This is a genomic window from Streptomyces katrae, assembly GCF_002028425.1.
GTDB lineage: Bacteria > Actinomycetota > Actinomycetes > Streptomycetales > Streptomycetaceae > Streptomyces > Streptomyces katrae_A.
Map to the genome: position 1 here is coordinate 3,797,450 of NZ_CP020042.1, position 15,897 is coordinate 3,813,346.

Genomic DNA, 15,897 nt, shown 5'->3' on the forward strand with positions numbered 1-15,897 from the left:
GACGCACGGAACGTCTGATGATCGGCCGGAGCTCGCGCACGCCTTCCTCCGGTGGCTCCGTACGAAGAATCCGGCCGCGGCGGCAGACGCGGGCTGCGCCGATGCGGCGGCGCGGGGATGAACGGTGGATGAACCCGGCACGGCGGAGGGCCAGTTCGTGCGGGCGGGCGGGTTGGGTGGTAGGACGGGCACCACGAAGGGCGCCCCTGCCGTCGTTCCAGCCAAGGGGCCGATAACCTTACGTGTCCACTCTGGGCAGGGATCAACCGCGCAGCACGGACAAATGACGCACGCACTCATGCGAAAGGCCTGGCCCATGGGTATTCGGAGCTTGTTGCGCAAGGTGTTCGGAAGGACTGCGGAGCCGGTCCCCGAAACGTCGGACGCCCCAGCGGCGGCCGTTCCCAACCAGGCCGAACGCACGCCCTTGGACGTGGCGGCCGAGCTGGTGGCGGCGTCCTTCGACAACCCGACGGTCCCGCCGCAGTCGGCACCGCGCGACCGTGAGGCGGGCACCCTCCTCACCGCCCCCGCCCCCACGACGGACCCCTCCGTCCCGGAGGCCCGCCGCCCGACCCCCACCCCGCCCCCCGCCGAACCGGCCAGGGAGCCCGCACCGCAGGCGCAGGGCAACCCCGAGCCCCAGGCCGACACCGAGGCCCCCGCGGACACCGAACCCCTGGCCGCCCAGGCCGACGCAGCCGCGCCGCAGGCACAGGACACCCCCGAACCGGCGGCCGCCGAGCCCGCACCGGAAGAGCCCCTGGCCGCCCAGGCCGACACCGAGGCCGCCGCGGACACCGAGCCCGTGGCCACCCCGGCCGAGGCCACGGCAGCGCAGGCACAGGCCCCCGCCCCCCAGGCGGAGCCGGCCCCCGCAGCCGAACCGGCCGACGAGCCCGCGGCGCAGGCGGCGGAAACCACCGCCCCCGAGCCCCAGGCCGACACCGAGGCCCCCGCGGACGCCGAACCCCTGGCCGCCCAGGCCGGCGAAGCCTCGCCGCAGCCGCAGGACACCCCCGAACCGGCAGCCGTGGCCTCCGCGCCGCAGGCGCAGGAGGCCCCCGAGCCGGTGGCCGCAGCACCCGAGCCCCTGGCCATGCAGGCCGATGCGGAGGCCGGGCAGGCGCCCGCCGCGTCCGCGCCGCAGGCGGAGGAAGCCCCCCAGCCGGTGGCCGCAGCGGCCGAGCCCGTTGAGCCGGAGGCGCAGGAGGCCCCCGAGCCCGTCGCGCCGGAGGCCCCCGCCCCGCCGGCGGAGCCGGAGGCCGAGCCCCTGGCCGCGCAGGCCGACGCCGAGCCCGAGCCCCGGCCGGAGGCGGAGCCGGAGGCCGAGCCCGTCGGCGGGCCCGCTCTGCCCGCCTCCGCGGTGCGGCGGAAGGGCGGGGCGGTCGGGGCGGCGTACAAGGCCGCCGGGCAGGTGCTGCGGGCCAAGGGGAAGGCCGGGGCCCGGGCCAAGGTGTACCTGGTCCTCGACCGCTCCGGCTCCATGCGCGGGTTCTACAAGGACGGCAGCGCCCAGTACCTCGCCGACCACGCCCTGGCCCTCGCCGCCCACCTGGACGAGGAGGCCACCGTGCACACGGTGTTCTTCTCCACCGAACTCGACGGCACCGCCGAACTGACCCTCGACGCCCACGACGAGTCCTGGGTCGAGGCCCGCCACGGTGAACTCGGCCGGATGGGCCGCACCAGCTACCACGTGGCCGTGGAGGCCGTCGTCGAGCGGTACCAGAAGGACGGCGGCACCGGCCCCGCCCTGGTCGTCTTCCAGACGGACGGCGCCCCCGACAACGTCCGCCCCGCCCGCCAGGCGATCGCCGACGCCGCCGCCACCGCCCCCGGCATCCACTGGCAGTTCGTCGCCTTCGGCGACCACGACGCCAAGGCCTTCGACTTCCTGCGCAAGCTGGACGCCGAGAACGCCGGCTTCTTCCACGCCGGCCCCGCCCCCGCGGAACTGACCTCGGCCGCCCTCCTCAAGGGCGTCCTCGACCGGTTCTGACGGCCGGCGGCGGCGGACAAGACGAAGGGCCCGGGATCCGCGAGGATCCCGGGCCCTTCCCGCTCCCTACGAGAGCGCCGGCGCGGCGGCGTTACCGCGCGGCGTCCGGGTGCACGGCCTCGGCGACCGGCTTCGCGTCCGCGGCCTTCGTCTCGACCGGCTTGCGCAGCGCGATGTTCAGCTCGCGCAGACGGCTCTCCTCCAGCACCGTCGGCGCGCCCATCATCAGGTCCTGGGCGTTGCCGTTCAGCGGGAAGGCGATGGTCTCGCGGATGTTCGGCTCGTCGGCCAGCAGCATCACGATGCGGTCCACGCCCGGGGCGATGCCACCGTGCGGCGGGGCGCCCAGGCGGAACGCGCGCAGCATGCCCGCGAACTCGCGCTCGACGGTCTCGGCCTCGTAACCGGCGATCTCGAAGGCCTTCAGCATGACCTCGGGCTCGTGGTTGCGGATGGCGCCGGAGGACAGCTCGATGCCGTTGCAGACGATGTCGTACTGCCAGGCCAGGATGTCGAGCGGGTCCTTCTCCTGCAGGTCCTTCATGCCGCCCTGCGGCATGGAGAACGGGTTGTGGGAGAAGTCGATCTTGCCGGTCTCCTCGTCCTTCTCGTACATCGGGAAGTCGACGATCCAGCAGAAGCGGAAGACGTTCTCCTCGAAGTGGCCGGCGCGCTTGGCGGCCTCGACCCGGACCGGGCCCATGATCTTCGAGACCTCGTCGAACTCGCCCGCGCCGAAGAACACGGCGTGCCCGGCGGCCAGGCCCAGACGCTCGGTGAGGACCTTGACGTCGTCCTCGGTGAGGAACTTGGCGATCGGGCCGGTCAGCGAACCGTCCTCGCCCACGCGCACCCAGGCCAGGCCCTTCGCGCCCAGCGAGACCGCGTAGTCGCCGAGGCCGTCGAAGAACTTGCGCGGCTGGGCGGCGGTGTCCGGCACGGCCAGCGCACGCACGTGCTTGCCGGCGAACGCCTTGAACTCCGAGCCCTCGAAGACGTCGGAGATGTCGACGAGCTCCAGCTTGGCGCGCAGGTCGGGCTTGTCGTTGCCGTACTTCAGCATCGACTCGCGGAACGGGATCCGCGGGAACGGCGAGGTGACCTCGCGGCCGCCGCCGAACTCGGTGAAGAGCTCGGTCATCAGGCGCTCGATCGGCTGGAAGACGTCCTCCTGCTCGACGAAGGACATCTCCACGTCGAGCTGGTAGAACTCGCCCGGCGAGCGGTCGGCGCGGGCGTCCTCGTCACGGAAGCAGGGCGCGATCTGGAAGTACCGGTCGAAGCCGGAGATCATCAGCAGCTGCTTGAACTGCTGCGGGGCCTGCGGCAGGGCGTAGAACTTGCCCGGGTTCAGGCGGGAGGGGACGACGAAGTCGCGGGCGCCCTCGGGGGAGGTCGCGGTGAGGATCGGCGTCGCCATCTCGTTGAAGCCGAGGGCCACCATCTTCGAACGGATCGAGGCGATCACGGCCGAGCGCAGCATGATGTTGCGGTGCATGCGCTCGCGGCGCAGGTCGAGGAAGCGGTACTCCAGACGCCGCTCCTCGTTCACCCCGTCGTCGGTGTTGATCGTGAAGGGCAGCGGGGCGGAGGCGCCGAGCACCTCGACCTCGGTGACCTCGATCTCGATCTCGCCGGTGGCGAGCTCGGGGTTCACGTTGTCGGCACCACGGGAGACGACCTTGCCGTCCACGCGGACGACGGTCTCCTTGGTGACGCTGCTGAGGGCCTCGTTCGCCGCGGTACCGGGGCGGGCCACGAGCTGCGTGATGCCGTAGTGGTCACGCAGATCGATGAAGAGGATGCCGCCCAGGTCTCGACGATTGTGCACCCAGCCGCTCAGCCGGACGTCGGATGCGACGTCGGAGGCACGGAGCTCGCCGCACGTGTGGGACCTGTACCGATGCATCAGTCATCCAGTTCTACGCGTTTTCCAGGTGGACTCAACCCTCCCAAGGTTACCGTCCGGCAGCGGTACGTACCGGGCGTGCCCGGAGCGCGGGGGCCGACGCACCGGAGCGCAGCGGCCGGCGCACCCGCGGCGGCGCGGGCGGGGGGGCTCCGGACGGGCGGCCCGGCCGGGTGACCTGTAAAGATGGCCGGGTGCGCACCGAGGACGTCCTGGCCGCCATCGCGACCGGCCTGTGGCGGTGGGACAACGCTTCCGGAACGGTCACCCTCGACGGCGAGGCCGCCCGGCTGCTCGGGCTGCCCGCCGAGCCCGTCGTCCTGCCCGAGGCGGCCGCCCGCGCGCGTTTCCACCCGGTGGACTGGAACGAGATCAACGGCATCGTGAACCTCGCCGTGGCCGAGGGCACCCTCGCCGAGGCCCGGCTGCGGATCATGGACGAGGACGGGCGGGTGCTCCGCACCGTCCGCAGCCGCTCCAAGCCCGTGGAGAACCGGACCGCCGACGGCCGCGTCGACTACGAGCTGATCGGCACCATCCAGGAGATCGCCGAACCCCAGCCCGGCACCACGGCCGCGCACACCCCGATCACCGGCGACTGGCGGCGCTCCCGCGAGGCCTTCCTGCTGGACGCCGGCCGGGCCCTTGCCGAGGCCCGCTCCACCGCCGAGGTGCTGCGGGTGGCGGCCTCGCTGTCCATGCCGGGCTTCAGCCCGGACGGGCTGGCCGTCTTCGGGATGGAGGGCGACCAGCTGTCCGTCATCGGCCACCACGGGCACGCCCCCGGCGACGAGGGCCCCTTCTCGGCCATGGCCCTGGACACCGACTACCCGGCGGCCGAGGTCGTCCGGACCGGCCGGGCGATCTACCTCCCCACGCCGGAGGACTACAAACGGCGCTTCCCGGTCACCTGGCCGCTCGCCCGGCGCTTCGACCGGGCCTCCTGGGCCTTCCTGCCGCTGATCGTGGCCGGGCGGACCCTGGGGGCCTGGATGGCCGCGTTCAAGCACCCGGTGACCTTCTCCCCGGACGAGCGGTCGGTGCTGACGACCGTGGCCCGGATGCTCGCCCAGGCCCTCCAGCGGGCCGGGGTGGCCGAATCGGAACGGGAACTCACCACCGGCCTCCAGCGGTCGATGATGCCGCAGCTCGGCCCCGACATCCCCGGCATGACCATCGCCGCCCGCTACGTCCCCACCGGCGGCGGGCTCCAGGTCGGCGGCGACTGGTACGACGTGATCCCGCTCCCCTCCGGCCGCTTCGCCCTGGTCATCGGCGACGTCCAGGGGCACGACGTACGGGCCGCCGGGCTGATGGGCCAGCTGCGCATCGCCGTCCGCGCCTACGCCTCCGAGGGGCACCGGCCGGACGCGGTGCTCTCGCGCGCCTCCCGCTTCCTGGCGGGGCTGTGCTCGGCGCCCGCCCGGGACGAGGACCCCGGCGCGGGTTCCGGTCCGGACGCGGACGCCGACGCCGACTTCGGCAGCCCGCGGTTCGCGACCTGCCTGTACGTGGAGTGCGACCCGCGGACCGGCACGCTGGAGATCGCCCGGGCCGGGCACCCCGACCCGGTGGTGCGGATGGCCGACGGCACGGTGCTGATGCGGCCGACGGCCGGCGGGCTGCCGCTCGGGATCGTCCCGGACACCGACTACCCCACGACGCGGTTCGCCCTGGAGCCCGGCGAGACGCTGATGCTGTGCACGGACGGGCTGATCGAGACCGGCGGGCACGACCTGGACACGGGCTGGGCGCGGCTGCGCGCGATCCTGGAGTCCGACGCGCACGACCGCGCCGCCCCCGGTGAGGGCGGCGGGGACGCGGACAACCACCTGGAGCGCCTGGCCGACCTGCTGGTCCAGGCCGTGCACGGGCCCTCCTCGCACCACACCACGGGCCCGCTGGCCGACCGCCGCGAGGACGACATAGCCGTGGTGCTGCTGTGCCGCGAGAGCCCGAGCTGCGGCTGCGGGACCCCCGCCGAGCACCCGGTGCGGCCCGCCCGGCGCACGATGCTGACCGTGGCCCAGGCCGAGCCGGCCCGGATCGCGGGCGCCCGGCGGCAGGTGCGGGAGCTGCTGCACGACTGGGCGGACGCCGAGCAGGTGGACTCGGCGGTGCTGATGGTCTCCGAGATGGTGACGAACGTGCTGGTCCACACCGACGGGGACGCGCTGCTGGTCGCGGAGGCGGCGGGCGAGCGGGGCGTGCGGCGGCTGCGCGTGGAGGTGGCCGACGCGAGCGACGAGCTGCCGCACAAGCGCCACCCGGGCGAGATGGCCTCCAGCGGCCGCGGCGTGCTGCTGATGGAGATGCTGGCCGACGCCTGGGGCGTGGATCCGCGCGGCGAGGGCAAGTCGATCTGGTTCGAGCTGTACGAACGGGCCAAGCCGGACGGTGACGAGGACCGCGAAGCCCCCGGGCCCGCCGACTGACCGGCCGGCCCCGGTTGACCGAAAGGTCGGCCCGGCCATGCCCATGCCCATGCCGACCCCGAGCCCGAGCCCGGCCCCGACGCCGGAAGGCACCCCGGCCGGGTCGCGGCCGCCGCTGCCCGAACCGGTGCGGCGGCCGGCGTCCTGGTGCGCCGTCGCCGTGCTGGTGGCCCTCGCCGACCGGGGGTGGGTGATCGGGCTGTGGGCGCTGGGCGTGGTGCTGGCGGTGCAGGTGCTGGAGGGGCACGTGCTCCAGCCGGTGATCCAGAGCCGGACGGTGCAGATGCACCCGGCGGCGGTGATGCTGGCGATCACCGCCGGGGCGAGCGTCGCGGGGATCCTCGGGATGCTGCTCGCGGTCCCGCTGACGGCGGCCGCCTTCGGGGTCCTGTCGGAACTCCGCGCCCGCTGCGCTCCCGCCGCCGCGGGGCCCGGGGAGGACCCCGCGCCGTCGGAGGACGGTCCTTAGGCCGTCGTCTCCTCCGGCTCCGCCGCACCGGCGCCCCGGTGGCCGAGGCCCGTCACGTCGGTGCTGGGGATGACGCCCAGGCGGCCGGCCTGGAAGTCGTCGAAGGCCTGCTGGAGCTCGGCGTGGCTGTTCATGACGAACGGCCCGTAGTGCGCCATCGGCTCGCGGATCGGCAGACCGCCGAGGACGACCACCTCGAAGTTCTCGCTGCGGGAGTCCTGCCCGGCGTCCGCGCGGACGGTCAGCCCGTCGCCGTTGCCGAAGACCACCGTCTGGCCCATGCCGAAGGGGCGCCGCTCGGCGCCGGCCGCGCCGCTGCCCGCGAGGCCGTAGGCGAGGGCGTTGAAGTCGCTCCGCCAGGGCAGCGTGACCTCGGCGCCCGGGCTGACGGTCAGGTGGATCATCGTGATCGGGGTGTGCGTGGCGCCGGGGCCGGTGTGCTCCGCGAGGTCGCCCGCGATCAGGCGGATCAGGGCGCCGCCGTCCTGCGAGGCAAGCAGCTTGACGGTGCCGCCGCGGATGTCCTGGTACTTCGGCGCGAGCATCTTGTCCTTGGCGGGCAGGTTCACCCACAGCTGGAGGCCATGGAAGAGGCCGCCGGACATCACGAGTTCCTCGGGCGGGGTCTCGATGTGCAGCAGGCCGGAGCCCGCCGTCATCCACTGGGTGTCGCCGTTGGTGATGACTCCGCCGCCGCCGTGCGAGTCACGGTGGATGAAGGTGCCGTCGATGATGTAGGTGACGGTCTCGAAGCCGCGGTGCGGGTGCCAGGGGGTGCCCTTGGGCTCGCCGGCCGCGTAGTCCACCTCGCCCATCTGGTCCATCATGATGAACGGGTCGAGGTACTCGTACTTGATCCCCGCGAAGGCTCGTCGCACCGGGAATCCCTCGCCCTCGAAGCCGGAGGGCGCGTCCACCACGGCCAGCACGGGCCGGGTCCGGTCACCTTCGGCGGGAGCGATGACGCGCGGCAGCGCGAGCGGGTTCTGGGCAGTCACTGCGGGCATGGTCAGGACCTCCTTCTGGCAGAAGTTTAGTTGAATCTAGAACTTCCTGCCACCCGCACAGAACAGCGCACCCCCCGGAAGCATTCCCGGGGGGTGCACAGGGCCTGGTACCGGCGCGACTAGCCGTACATGCGGCGCATCGCGAAGTCGACCATCTGCTCGACGGCCTTGGCGTCGAAGACCATCCGGTGGTCGCCCTCCATGTCGAGGACGAAGCCGTACCCGGTCGGCAGCAGGTCGATCACCTCGGCGCCGGTGATCACGAAGTACTTGGACTCCTTGCCGGCGTACCGGCGGAGCTCCTTGAGCGTGGTGAACATCGGGATGACCGGCTGCTGCGTGTTGTGCAGGGCCAGGAACCCGGGGGTCTCGCCGCGGGGGCAGTAGACCTTGGAGGTCGCGAAGATCTGCTGGAAGTCCTCCGCGGACAGCGACCCGGTGGTGAAGGCCCGCACCGCGTCGGCGAGCGACGGCGGCGAGGGCTCGGGGTACAGCGGCTGCTCGCCGTACCCGCCGGCCATCTGCTGCGGGGCGGCGTACTGCTGCTGCCCCGCGCTCACGTTCTGGTCGTAGCCGTACATGGGCCGAAGCCTACCGAGCGGCCCCCGCCCCCAGGCACCCTCCAGCCGGACCCGGTTGACGCTGGTCACAGTCGCCGAAGAGGGGTTGCGTCTTATTACTGGTGGGTAGCATCATGAGGTTACCGATTGGTATGTACGAGGAACCTGTCTCCCCGAGCCTTAACGGAGCCGTCGCCATGGGGCACTACAAGTCGAATCTTCGCGACATCGAGTTCAACCTCTTCGAGGTGCTCGGCCGTGAAAAGCTGTACGGCACCGGCCCGTTCGGCGAGATGGACACCGAGACCGCCAAGAGCATCCTGTCCGAGCTGACCCGCCTCGCCGAGAACGAGCTGGCGGAGTCCTTCGCGGACGCCGACCGCAACCCCCCGGTCTTCGACCCGGCCACCAACACCGCCCCGGTCCCGGCCTCCTTCAAGAAGTCCTACGAGGCCTTCATGGACTCGGAGTACTGGCGCCTGGGCCTGCCCGAGGAGATCGGCGGCACCACCTCCCCGCGCTCCCTGATCTGGGCCTACGCGGAGCTGCTGCTCGGCTCGAACCCGGCCATCTGGATGTACTCCTCCGGCCCGGCGTTCGCCGGCATCCTGCACGCCGAGGGCAACGAGGCGCAGAAGAAGATCGCCCAGATCGCGGTCGAGAAGCGCTGGGGCTCCACCATGGTCCTCACCGAGCCCGACGCGGGCTCGGACGTGGGCGCCGGCCGCACCAAGGCCGTCCAGCAGGAGGACGGCTCCTGGCACATCGAGGGCGTGAAGCGCTTCATCACCTCCGGTGAGCACGACATGGAGGAGAACATCCTCCACTACGTCCTCGCCCGCCCCGAGGGCCACGGCCCGGGCACCAAGGGCCTGTCCCTCTTCCTCGTCCCGAAGTTCCACTTCGACTGGGAGACCGGCGAGCTGGGCGAGCGCAACGGCGTGTACGCGACGAACGTCGAGCACAAGATGGGCCTCAAGGCCTCCAACACGTGCGAGATGACCTTCGGCGACCAGCACCCCGCCAAGGGCTGGCTGATCGGCGACAAGCACGACGGCATCCGCCAGATGTTCATGATCATCGAGTTCGCCCGCATGATGGTCGGCACGAAGGCGATCGCCACCCTCTCCACCGGCTACCTCAACGCGCTGGAGTACGCCAAGGAGCGCGTGCAGGGCCCGGACCTGGCGAACTTCATGGACAAGACCGCGCCCAAGGTCACCATCACGCACCACCCGGACGTGCGCCGCTCGCTCATGACGCAGAAGGCCTACGCCGAGGGCATGCGCGCGCTCGTGCTGTACACCGCCTCCATCCAGGACGCGATCCAGCTCAAGGAGGCCGCCGGCGAGGACGCCTCCGCCGAAATCGGCCTGAACGACCTGCTCCTGCCGATCGTGAAGGGCTACGGCTCCGAGAAGTCGTACGCGCTGCTCTCCGAGTCCCTGCAGACCTTCGGCGGTTCCGGATACCTGCAGGAGTACCCGATCGAGCAGTACATCCGGGACGCCAAGATCGACACCCTCTACGAGGGCACCACGGCCATCCAGGGCCAGGACTTCTTCTTCCGCAAGATCGTCCGCGACCAGGGCGCCTCGCTGAACGTCCTCTCCGAGACGATCAAGAAGTTCCTCGCCGAGGGCGTGGGCGGCGAGGAGCTGGCCCCGGCCCGCGACGCGCTGGCCAAGGCCGCCGTGGACCTGGAGGCCATCGTCGGCCAGATGATCGTCGACCTCACCGCCACCGGCGAGGACGTCAAGAACATCTACAAGGTCGGCCAGAACACCACCCGCCTGCTGATGGCCTCCGGTGACGTGGTCGTCGGGTACCTGCTGCTCAAGGGCGCCGCCGTGGCCGCCGAGAAGCTGGCGACCGCCTCCGCCAAGGACGTGCCCTTCTACACCGGCAAGATCGCCGCCGCGAAGTTCTTCGCCGCCCAGGTCCTGCCGGGCGTCTCGGTCCAGCGCGCGCTGGCCGAGTCCGTCGACAACTCCCTCATGGAGCTCGACGAGGCCGCCTTCTAAGGCAGCCCCCCAGCTGTACGCGGTGTACACGTACGCACCGGTGGCCGGACCCCTCCTGTCGAGGGTCCGGCCGCCGGTGTGTCCGGACCCCGGCAGCGGCTCCGCGGCCACCGGGTTCCCCGGTTGTCAGCGGTTCGTGGGACGCTCGTAGACATGAGTCCACAGGAGCAGCAGCACAGCGGCAGGGGGTACACGGTCCCCACCGGGCGCCCGTACGCCCTCAAGGAGCTCCAGGCCAACGTGGGCGCCCTCGGCGACCGGATCAAGGACCTCTACGACGGAGCCCATCCCGCCGAGTACGACCCCGTGGCCGACGCCCTGTACGTGGCCTTCCAGACGGCCGCCGGCCTCGCCCCCGCCAAGAGCTACACCGGCTGCCCCGAGCACCCCAACGGCGCCCTCGACCCCGAGGCCCCCGAGGGCTGGGGCCGCTGCCTCATCTGCAACGACCGCCGCCGCCTCGGCCGGCGGCTGCGCGGCGGCCGCCCGGCCGCGCCCGCCGCCCCGACGGAACAGCGGCGCCTGGGCTACCCCGTACCGGATCCCCCCTACACCCTCGACGTACTGCGGCGGTACCTGCGCGGCATCGACGAACAGCGCTTCCACCTCACGCTCGGCTCACCCGACCAGGATTTCGTCCGCCTCGCCGACGACCTCCACCGGGCGTTCATCGTCGCCCGCGAACTGTCCCGGCCGCGGGGCGCCTCGGGATGCTCCGAGCACCCCGGAGCACCCGTCGACCCCGATGCCCCGCCCGGCGAGGCCTGTATCTTCTGCGCCGGACGCAAAAGACGTGCCCAGCGCCCGCCGCAGACCCCCGAGATGCTCCCGCGCATCCGCCGGGGCGAGCGCCGGCAGCTGCAGCGCCGATTCGAGCGTCCGCCGGGCTGAGAACCCCGGAGTCCGCGGGCCACGCACCCCGCGGTACCCCGACCCCCTCGGCTATCCGCCGCAGCCCGGCCATGGCGAACACGACCGTCGTTAAGGTGAACCACATGAGCTCTCCCGCCCGCTTCGACCGCGGCCACACCGACGATCTGATGACCTTCCTGACGGCCAGTCCGTCGCCGTACCACGCCGTGGCCAACGCGGCCGAGCGGCTGGAAAAGGCAGGCTTCAGGCAGTTGTCGGAATCGGACGCCTGGGACTCGGGCACGGGAGGCCGGTTCGTCCTGCGCGGCGGCGCGCTCATCGCCTGGTACGTGCCTGAAGGCGCGGCCGCGCACACCCCCTTCCGGATCATCGGGGCGCACACCGACTCCCCCAACCTCCGCGTCAAGCCCGTCCCGGACACGGGCTCGCAGGGCTGGCGGCAGGTCGCCGTGGAGATCTACGGCGGCACCCTCCTGAACACCTGGCTCGACCGCGACCTGGGCCTCGCGGGCCGGCTCTCGCTGCGCGACGGCACCGACCGGCTCGTCAACGTCGACCGCCCGCTGCTGCGCGTCCCCCAGCTCGCCGTGCACCTGGACCGCTCGGTCAACACCGACGGCCTCAAGCTGGACAAGCAGCGGCACATGCAGCCGATCTGGGGCCTGGGCGAGGCCCGCGAGGGCGACCTGATCGCCTTCCTGGAAGAGGAAGAGGGCCTGCCCCAGGGCTCGGTGGCGGGCTGGGACCTGATGGTCCACTCGATCGAGCCGCCCGCCTACCTCGGCCGCGACCGCGAACTCCTCGCCGGCCCCCGCATGGACAACCTCCTGTCGGTGCACGCGGGCGTCGCCGCCCTCGCCGCGGTCTCCGCCTCCGACAAGCTGGACCACATCCCGGTGCTGGCCGCCTTCGACCACGAGGAGAACGGCTCCCAGTCGGACACCGGCGCGGACGGCCCCCTCCTGGGCAACGTGCTGGAACGTTCAGTCTTCTCACGCGGCGGCACCTACGAGGACAAGGCCCGCGCCTTCGCCGGCACCATCTGCCTCTCCTCCGACACCGGGCACGCCGTCCACCCCAACTACGCGGAACGGCACGACCCTTCGCACCACCCGCGCGCCAACGGCGGCCCCATCCTGAAGGTCAACGTCAACCAGCGCTACGCCACCGACGGCAGCGGCCGCGCGGTCTTCGCCGCGGCCTGCGAGCGGGCCGGGGTGCCGTGGCAGACGTTCGTCTCCAACAACTCCATGCCCTGCGGCACGACCATCGGCCCCATCACCGCCGCCCGCCACGGCATCCAGACCGTCGACATCGGCGTGGCGATCCTCTCGATGCACTCGGCCCGCGAACTCTGCGGCTCCGACGATCCGTTCCTCCTGGCGAACGCCCTGCTGTCCTTCCTGGAGGGCTGACCCCCAGGAAGGACCAGGGCCCGCTGCCGCCCGCGTCAGCCGTCCATGCCTGCCAGCACCAGCGGCAGGCGGGCGGTGCCGGAGGCCGTGACGGTGACCGGGACACCCCAGTCCTGCTGGTGGACGTGGCAGGCCGGGTACTCGTTCGCCGGGTCGTCGTCGCAGGACGCGGCCATCGCCGAGACGTGCAGCACCCCTTCGGCGACGTCGGGGTTCAGCTCCAGGTCCCGGAACAGGTCCGTGCCGGCGCCCTCGCCCGCCGCCAGGAGCTCCGGCGGGGTCGAGGAGACCAGCAGGCGGGTGGAGGGCCCGTAGCGGGTGTCCAGCTTCTGGCCCGCCGGGGCCTGGAAGACCACGTCCAGGCGGAGCGTGCCCGGGGCCACCTCGGTGGCGGCCCGCTGGGTGCGGTGGGCGACCGCGTCGACCCGTACGGCCTCCTCCGGCAGCCGCAGCCGGGTCAGCCGGTGCCGTGCGGACTCCACGACCACGATGTCCTCGCCGGCCAGCACGGCGTCACTGGGCTCGCGCAGATCGGTGGCCAGGGTGGTGACCTGGCCGGTGGCCGGGTCGAACCGGCGCAGGGCGTGGTTGTACGTGTCGCAGACCGCGACCGAGCCGTCGGGCAGGGCGGTCACCCCGAGCGGGTGCTGGAGCAGGGCCTGGGCGGCGTCACCGTCGCGGTGCCCGAAGTCGAACAGCCCGGTCCCGACGGCGGAGCGGACGGCGTACCCCTCCCCGTCCTCCTCCACGTACCGCAGCGCGCTGGTCTCGGAGTCGGCGATCCACAGCCGGTCCCCGGCGGCCGAGAGCCCGGACGGCTGCGCGAACCAGGCCTCGGCGGCGGGCCCGTCGACCAGCCCCTCGTTGGTGGTCCCGGCGGCCACCTGGACGGTGCCGGCCTCCGGGTCCCAGGTCCACAGCTGGTGCACGCCGGCCATGGCGATCCACACCCGGCCCTGCCACCAGGCCACGTCCCACGGCGAGGACAGGTCCACCTCCAGGGCCGGCCCGGAGGTCGGGGACCCCTGCCACCACTGCCGCCCGGTCCCGGCGACGGTCTCCACCGCACCCGTGGCCGGGTCGAACACCCGCAGCGCGTGGTTGACGGTGTCGGCGACCACGACCCGCCCGTCGGGCAGCAGAGCCAGCCCCTGCGGCTCGCTGAAGGCCTCCGGCCCGAACCCGCGCTCCCCGCTGCCGATGCGCCGCACGACGGTCTCCCCGTCGGCGGCGAGCTCCACCAGCTGGTGCCGCGTGGAGTCGGACACGAGCAGGTTCCCGGAGGGCAGCACGAGCGCCTTCCCGGGGAACCGCAGGTCGGTGGCGACGGGCTCGGGCGCCACGTAGGGCCCGTCCCCGCGCCGCAGCGTCCCCTTGGCCTCGTGCTCGGCCTCCAGCTCCTCCACGAGCCGCTCGATGGCGTGCGCGTGCCCCTCACCGGCGTGCTGGGCGACGACGTACCCCTCGGGGTCGATCACCACGAGCGTGGGCCAGGCCCGCACGGCGTACTGCTTCCAGGTCGCGAGCTCGGGGTCGTCCAGCACCGGGTGGTGCACCTCGTACCGCTCGACGGCGTCGACGACGGCGGCGTGCTCGGCCTCGTGGACGAACTTCGGCGAATGCACCCCGATGATCACCACGGTGTCGCGGTGCTTCTCCTCCAGCTCGCGCAGCTCGTCAAGGACGTGCAGGCAGTTGATGCAGCAGAAGGTCCAAAAATCCAAGATCAATACGCGACCTCGGAGGTCGGAGAGCTTCAGGTCCTTGCCTCCGGTGTTCAGCCAGCCCCCCTTGCCGATCAGCTCGGGGGCACGGACACGGGCACGCTTGCGGGGTGCGGGCGCGGGGGTGGGCGCCGGGGCAGCATCGTTCATGTTTCAAGCTTGCCATCCGCCCTCACGCCCCGGCGGCCCCCACCCGGACGGGTGACCGGTCCCGCCACCGGGGGACCGCGGGGCGGGCGGCGTGCGAGCGTGGAACCGTGACGGAAGGAGCTGCCTGATGGCCACCGCCGCCGAGTCCGGCGACTACACCCAGGGTGTGGATCCCGAACTGGCTCTGAAGTACGCCATCCAGCACATGCAGGGTAACCGGGTGGAGATCGTCGAGGGGGTCATCCAGGGGGGAAGCGGCGAGGTCAGGACGCCGACATGGGACCACGAACGGGCCGCCGAGCGGATCCGGTACCAGATCACGGAGCGGGTCCGGGAGCTCGGCTGCATCACCGGCTCGGGCAACCTGGACCTCCCCCGGTCGCCGAACTGGTACGTGCCGGATCTCGCGGTGGTCCCGGAAGAGCTCGCCGCGGGCGCCGCGGCGCTGGTTCCCGATCAGACGCTCCTGATCGTGGAGGTGACCTCGGAGACCAACGCGGAGACCGACCGCATCGTGAAGCGCAGGCGGTACGCCGAGTACGGCGCGCCGCTCTACCTGCTCGTGGACCGGATGACCCGTGAGGTCACCCTGTTCTCCGAGCCCGGGCAGCTCGGGTACCAGGCCGTGGACGGGCCGCACCCCTTCGGGACCCCGGTGGCTCTGCCCGAGCCCTTCGGGATCACGCTCGATACCGACGGGCTCTAGCCGCCGCCGGGCCGGGCGCGTGGAGAAGGGGCATGGCGGCGGCCTGTTCCGGGAAGCGATCTGCGTGTGAAATACCTCGTTCGGGACAAAATGCTGGCCATCGGGGACGACTACTGGATCGAGGACGAGGACGGGCGGCACGTCTTCCTCGTCGACGGGAAGGCGCTGCGGCTGCGCGACACCCTGGAGCTGGAGGATCCGGCCGGGCGGGTCCTGATCACGTTGCGGGAGCGGCTGTTCGGCGGGTTCCCCGGCGTCCGCGACGCGATGACCCTGGAGCGGGACGGGAAGCGGCTCGCGGTGATCCGCCGCAAGCGGCTGTCGCTGCTGCGCAACCACTTCCGCGTGACCATGTCCGAGGGGACGGAGCTCGACGTCAGCGGGCGGATCCTGGACCGGGAGTTCAAGGTCGAGTACGAGGGGGAGCTGCTGGCGCTGATCTCGCGCCAGTGGTACCGGATCCGGGAGACGTACGCGGTGGACGTGGTCCGGGAGGAGGCGGACGCGGCGCTGATGGTCGCGGTCGCGGTGTGCGTGATCCGGATGGCCGAGCGGGAGCGGGACGGGGAGGGGGAGCGGGAGGGTGGCGGGGACTGAGGGCGGGCGGGGGGCCGCCGGTGTGG

At 72.4% G+C, this 15,897-nt stretch carries 11 protein-coding genes and 1 pseudogene; 8 read left to right on the forward strand and 4 right to left on the reverse strand.

Features of this window, described 5'->3' with window-relative positions:
- Positions 1 to 433: 433 nt before the first annotated feature.
- Positions 434 to 2,002: a VWA domain-containing protein gene (locus B4U46_RS17240; protein WP_335755398.1), complete on the forward strand. Its 1,569-nt coding sequence runs from the start codon at positions 434 to 436 to the stop codon at positions 2,000 to 2,002.
- A gap of 91 nt (positions 2,003 to 2,093) precedes the next feature.
- On the opposite strand, the gene aspS is transcribed toward B4U46_RS17240, so the two are convergent.
- Entirely contained in the window at positions 2,094 to 3,911 is a 1,818-nt protein-coding gene (gene aspS, locus B4U46_RS17245) for an aspartate--tRNA ligase (RefSeq protein WP_079428450.1), read from the reverse strand.
- 194 nt (positions 3,912 to 4,105) lie between these two features.
- Here aspS and B4U46_RS17250 point away from each other — a divergent pair, with 194 nt between their 5' ends.
- Together B4U46_RS17250 and B4U46_RS17255 are read left to right on the forward strand one after the other, a co-directional pair.
- Entirely contained in the window at positions 4,106 to 6,346 is a 2,241-nt protein-coding gene (locus B4U46_RS17250; protein ID WP_079428452.1) for a SpoIIE family protein phosphatase, read from the forward strand.
- A gap of 151 nt (positions 6,347 to 6,497) precedes the next feature.
- Positions 6,498 to 6,815, forward strand: a pseudogene (locus B4U46_RS17255) (AI-2E family transporter); the annotation flags it as partial.
- Here B4U46_RS17255 and B4U46_RS17260 read toward each other — a convergent pair.
- Together B4U46_RS17260 and B4U46_RS17265 are read right to left on the reverse strand one after the other, a co-directional pair.
- Positions 6,812 to 7,822, reverse strand: coding sequence for a pirin family protein (locus B4U46_RS17260; RefSeq protein ID WP_079428454.1), 1,011 nt, complete (start codon positions 7,820 to 7,822; stop codon positions 6,812 to 6,814). The pseudogene B4U46_RS17255 and the gene B4U46_RS17260 overlap by 4 nt on opposite strands.
- A 119-nt stretch (positions 7,823 to 7,941) precedes the next feature.
- On the reverse strand, positions 7,942 to 8,403 hold the full coding sequence (locus B4U46_RS17265; protein WP_042815576.1) for an SseB family protein: 462 nt from the start codon (positions 8,401 to 8,403) through the stop codon (positions 7,942 to 7,944).
- Between the two features lie 176 nt (positions 8,404 to 8,579).
- On the opposite strand from B4U46_RS17265, the gene B4U46_RS17270 reads away from it, so the two are divergent.
- The 3 genes from B4U46_RS17270 to B4U46_RS17280 all read left to right on the forward strand — a co-directional run bounded on the left by B4U46_RS17270 (position 8,580) and on the right by B4U46_RS17280 (position 12,694).
- Positions 8,580 to 10,406, forward strand: a complete 1,827-nt coding sequence (locus B4U46_RS17270) for an acyl-CoA dehydrogenase (RefSeq protein ID WP_079428456.1) — start codon at positions 8,580 to 8,582, stop codon at positions 10,404 to 10,406.
- A 153-nt stretch (positions 10,407 to 10,559) separates the two neighbouring features.
- On the forward strand, positions 10,560 to 11,297 hold the full coding sequence (locus B4U46_RS17275) for a hypothetical protein (protein ID WP_079428458.1): 738 nt from the start codon (positions 10,560 to 10,562) through the stop codon (positions 11,295 to 11,297).
- Between the two features lie 104 nt (positions 11,298 to 11,401).
- The gene (locus B4U46_RS17280) at positions 11,402 to 12,694 is read left to right on the forward strand and encodes a M18 family aminopeptidase (protein WP_079431821.1); all 1,293 of its coding nucleotides are present in this window, start codon (positions 11,402 to 11,404) and stop codon (positions 12,692 to 12,694) included.
- Positions 12,695 to 12,729: 35 nt separating this feature from the next.
- Here B4U46_RS17280 and B4U46_RS17285 read toward each other — a convergent pair whose 3' ends face one another.
- Complete coding sequence (locus tag B4U46_RS17285) at positions 12,730 to 14,568, reverse strand: NHL domain-containing thioredoxin family protein (protein ID WP_079428460.1); 1,839 nt, start codon at positions 14,566 to 14,568, stop codon at positions 12,730 to 12,732.
- Positions 14,569 to 14,695: 127 nt separating this feature from the next.
- On the opposite strand from B4U46_RS17285, the gene B4U46_RS17290 reads away from it, so the two are divergent.
- On the forward strand, positions 14,696 to 15,274 hold the full coding sequence (locus tag B4U46_RS17290; RefSeq protein WP_079428462.1) for a Uma2 family endonuclease: 579 nt from the start codon (positions 14,696 to 14,698) through the stop codon (positions 15,272 to 15,274).
- Between the two features lie 66 nt (positions 15,275 to 15,340).
- Entirely contained in the window at positions 15,341 to 15,871 is a 531-nt protein-coding gene (locus B4U46_RS17295; protein WP_079428464.1) for an LURP-one-related/scramblase family protein, read from the forward strand.
- Positions 15,872 to 15,897 lie beyond the last annotated feature (26 nt).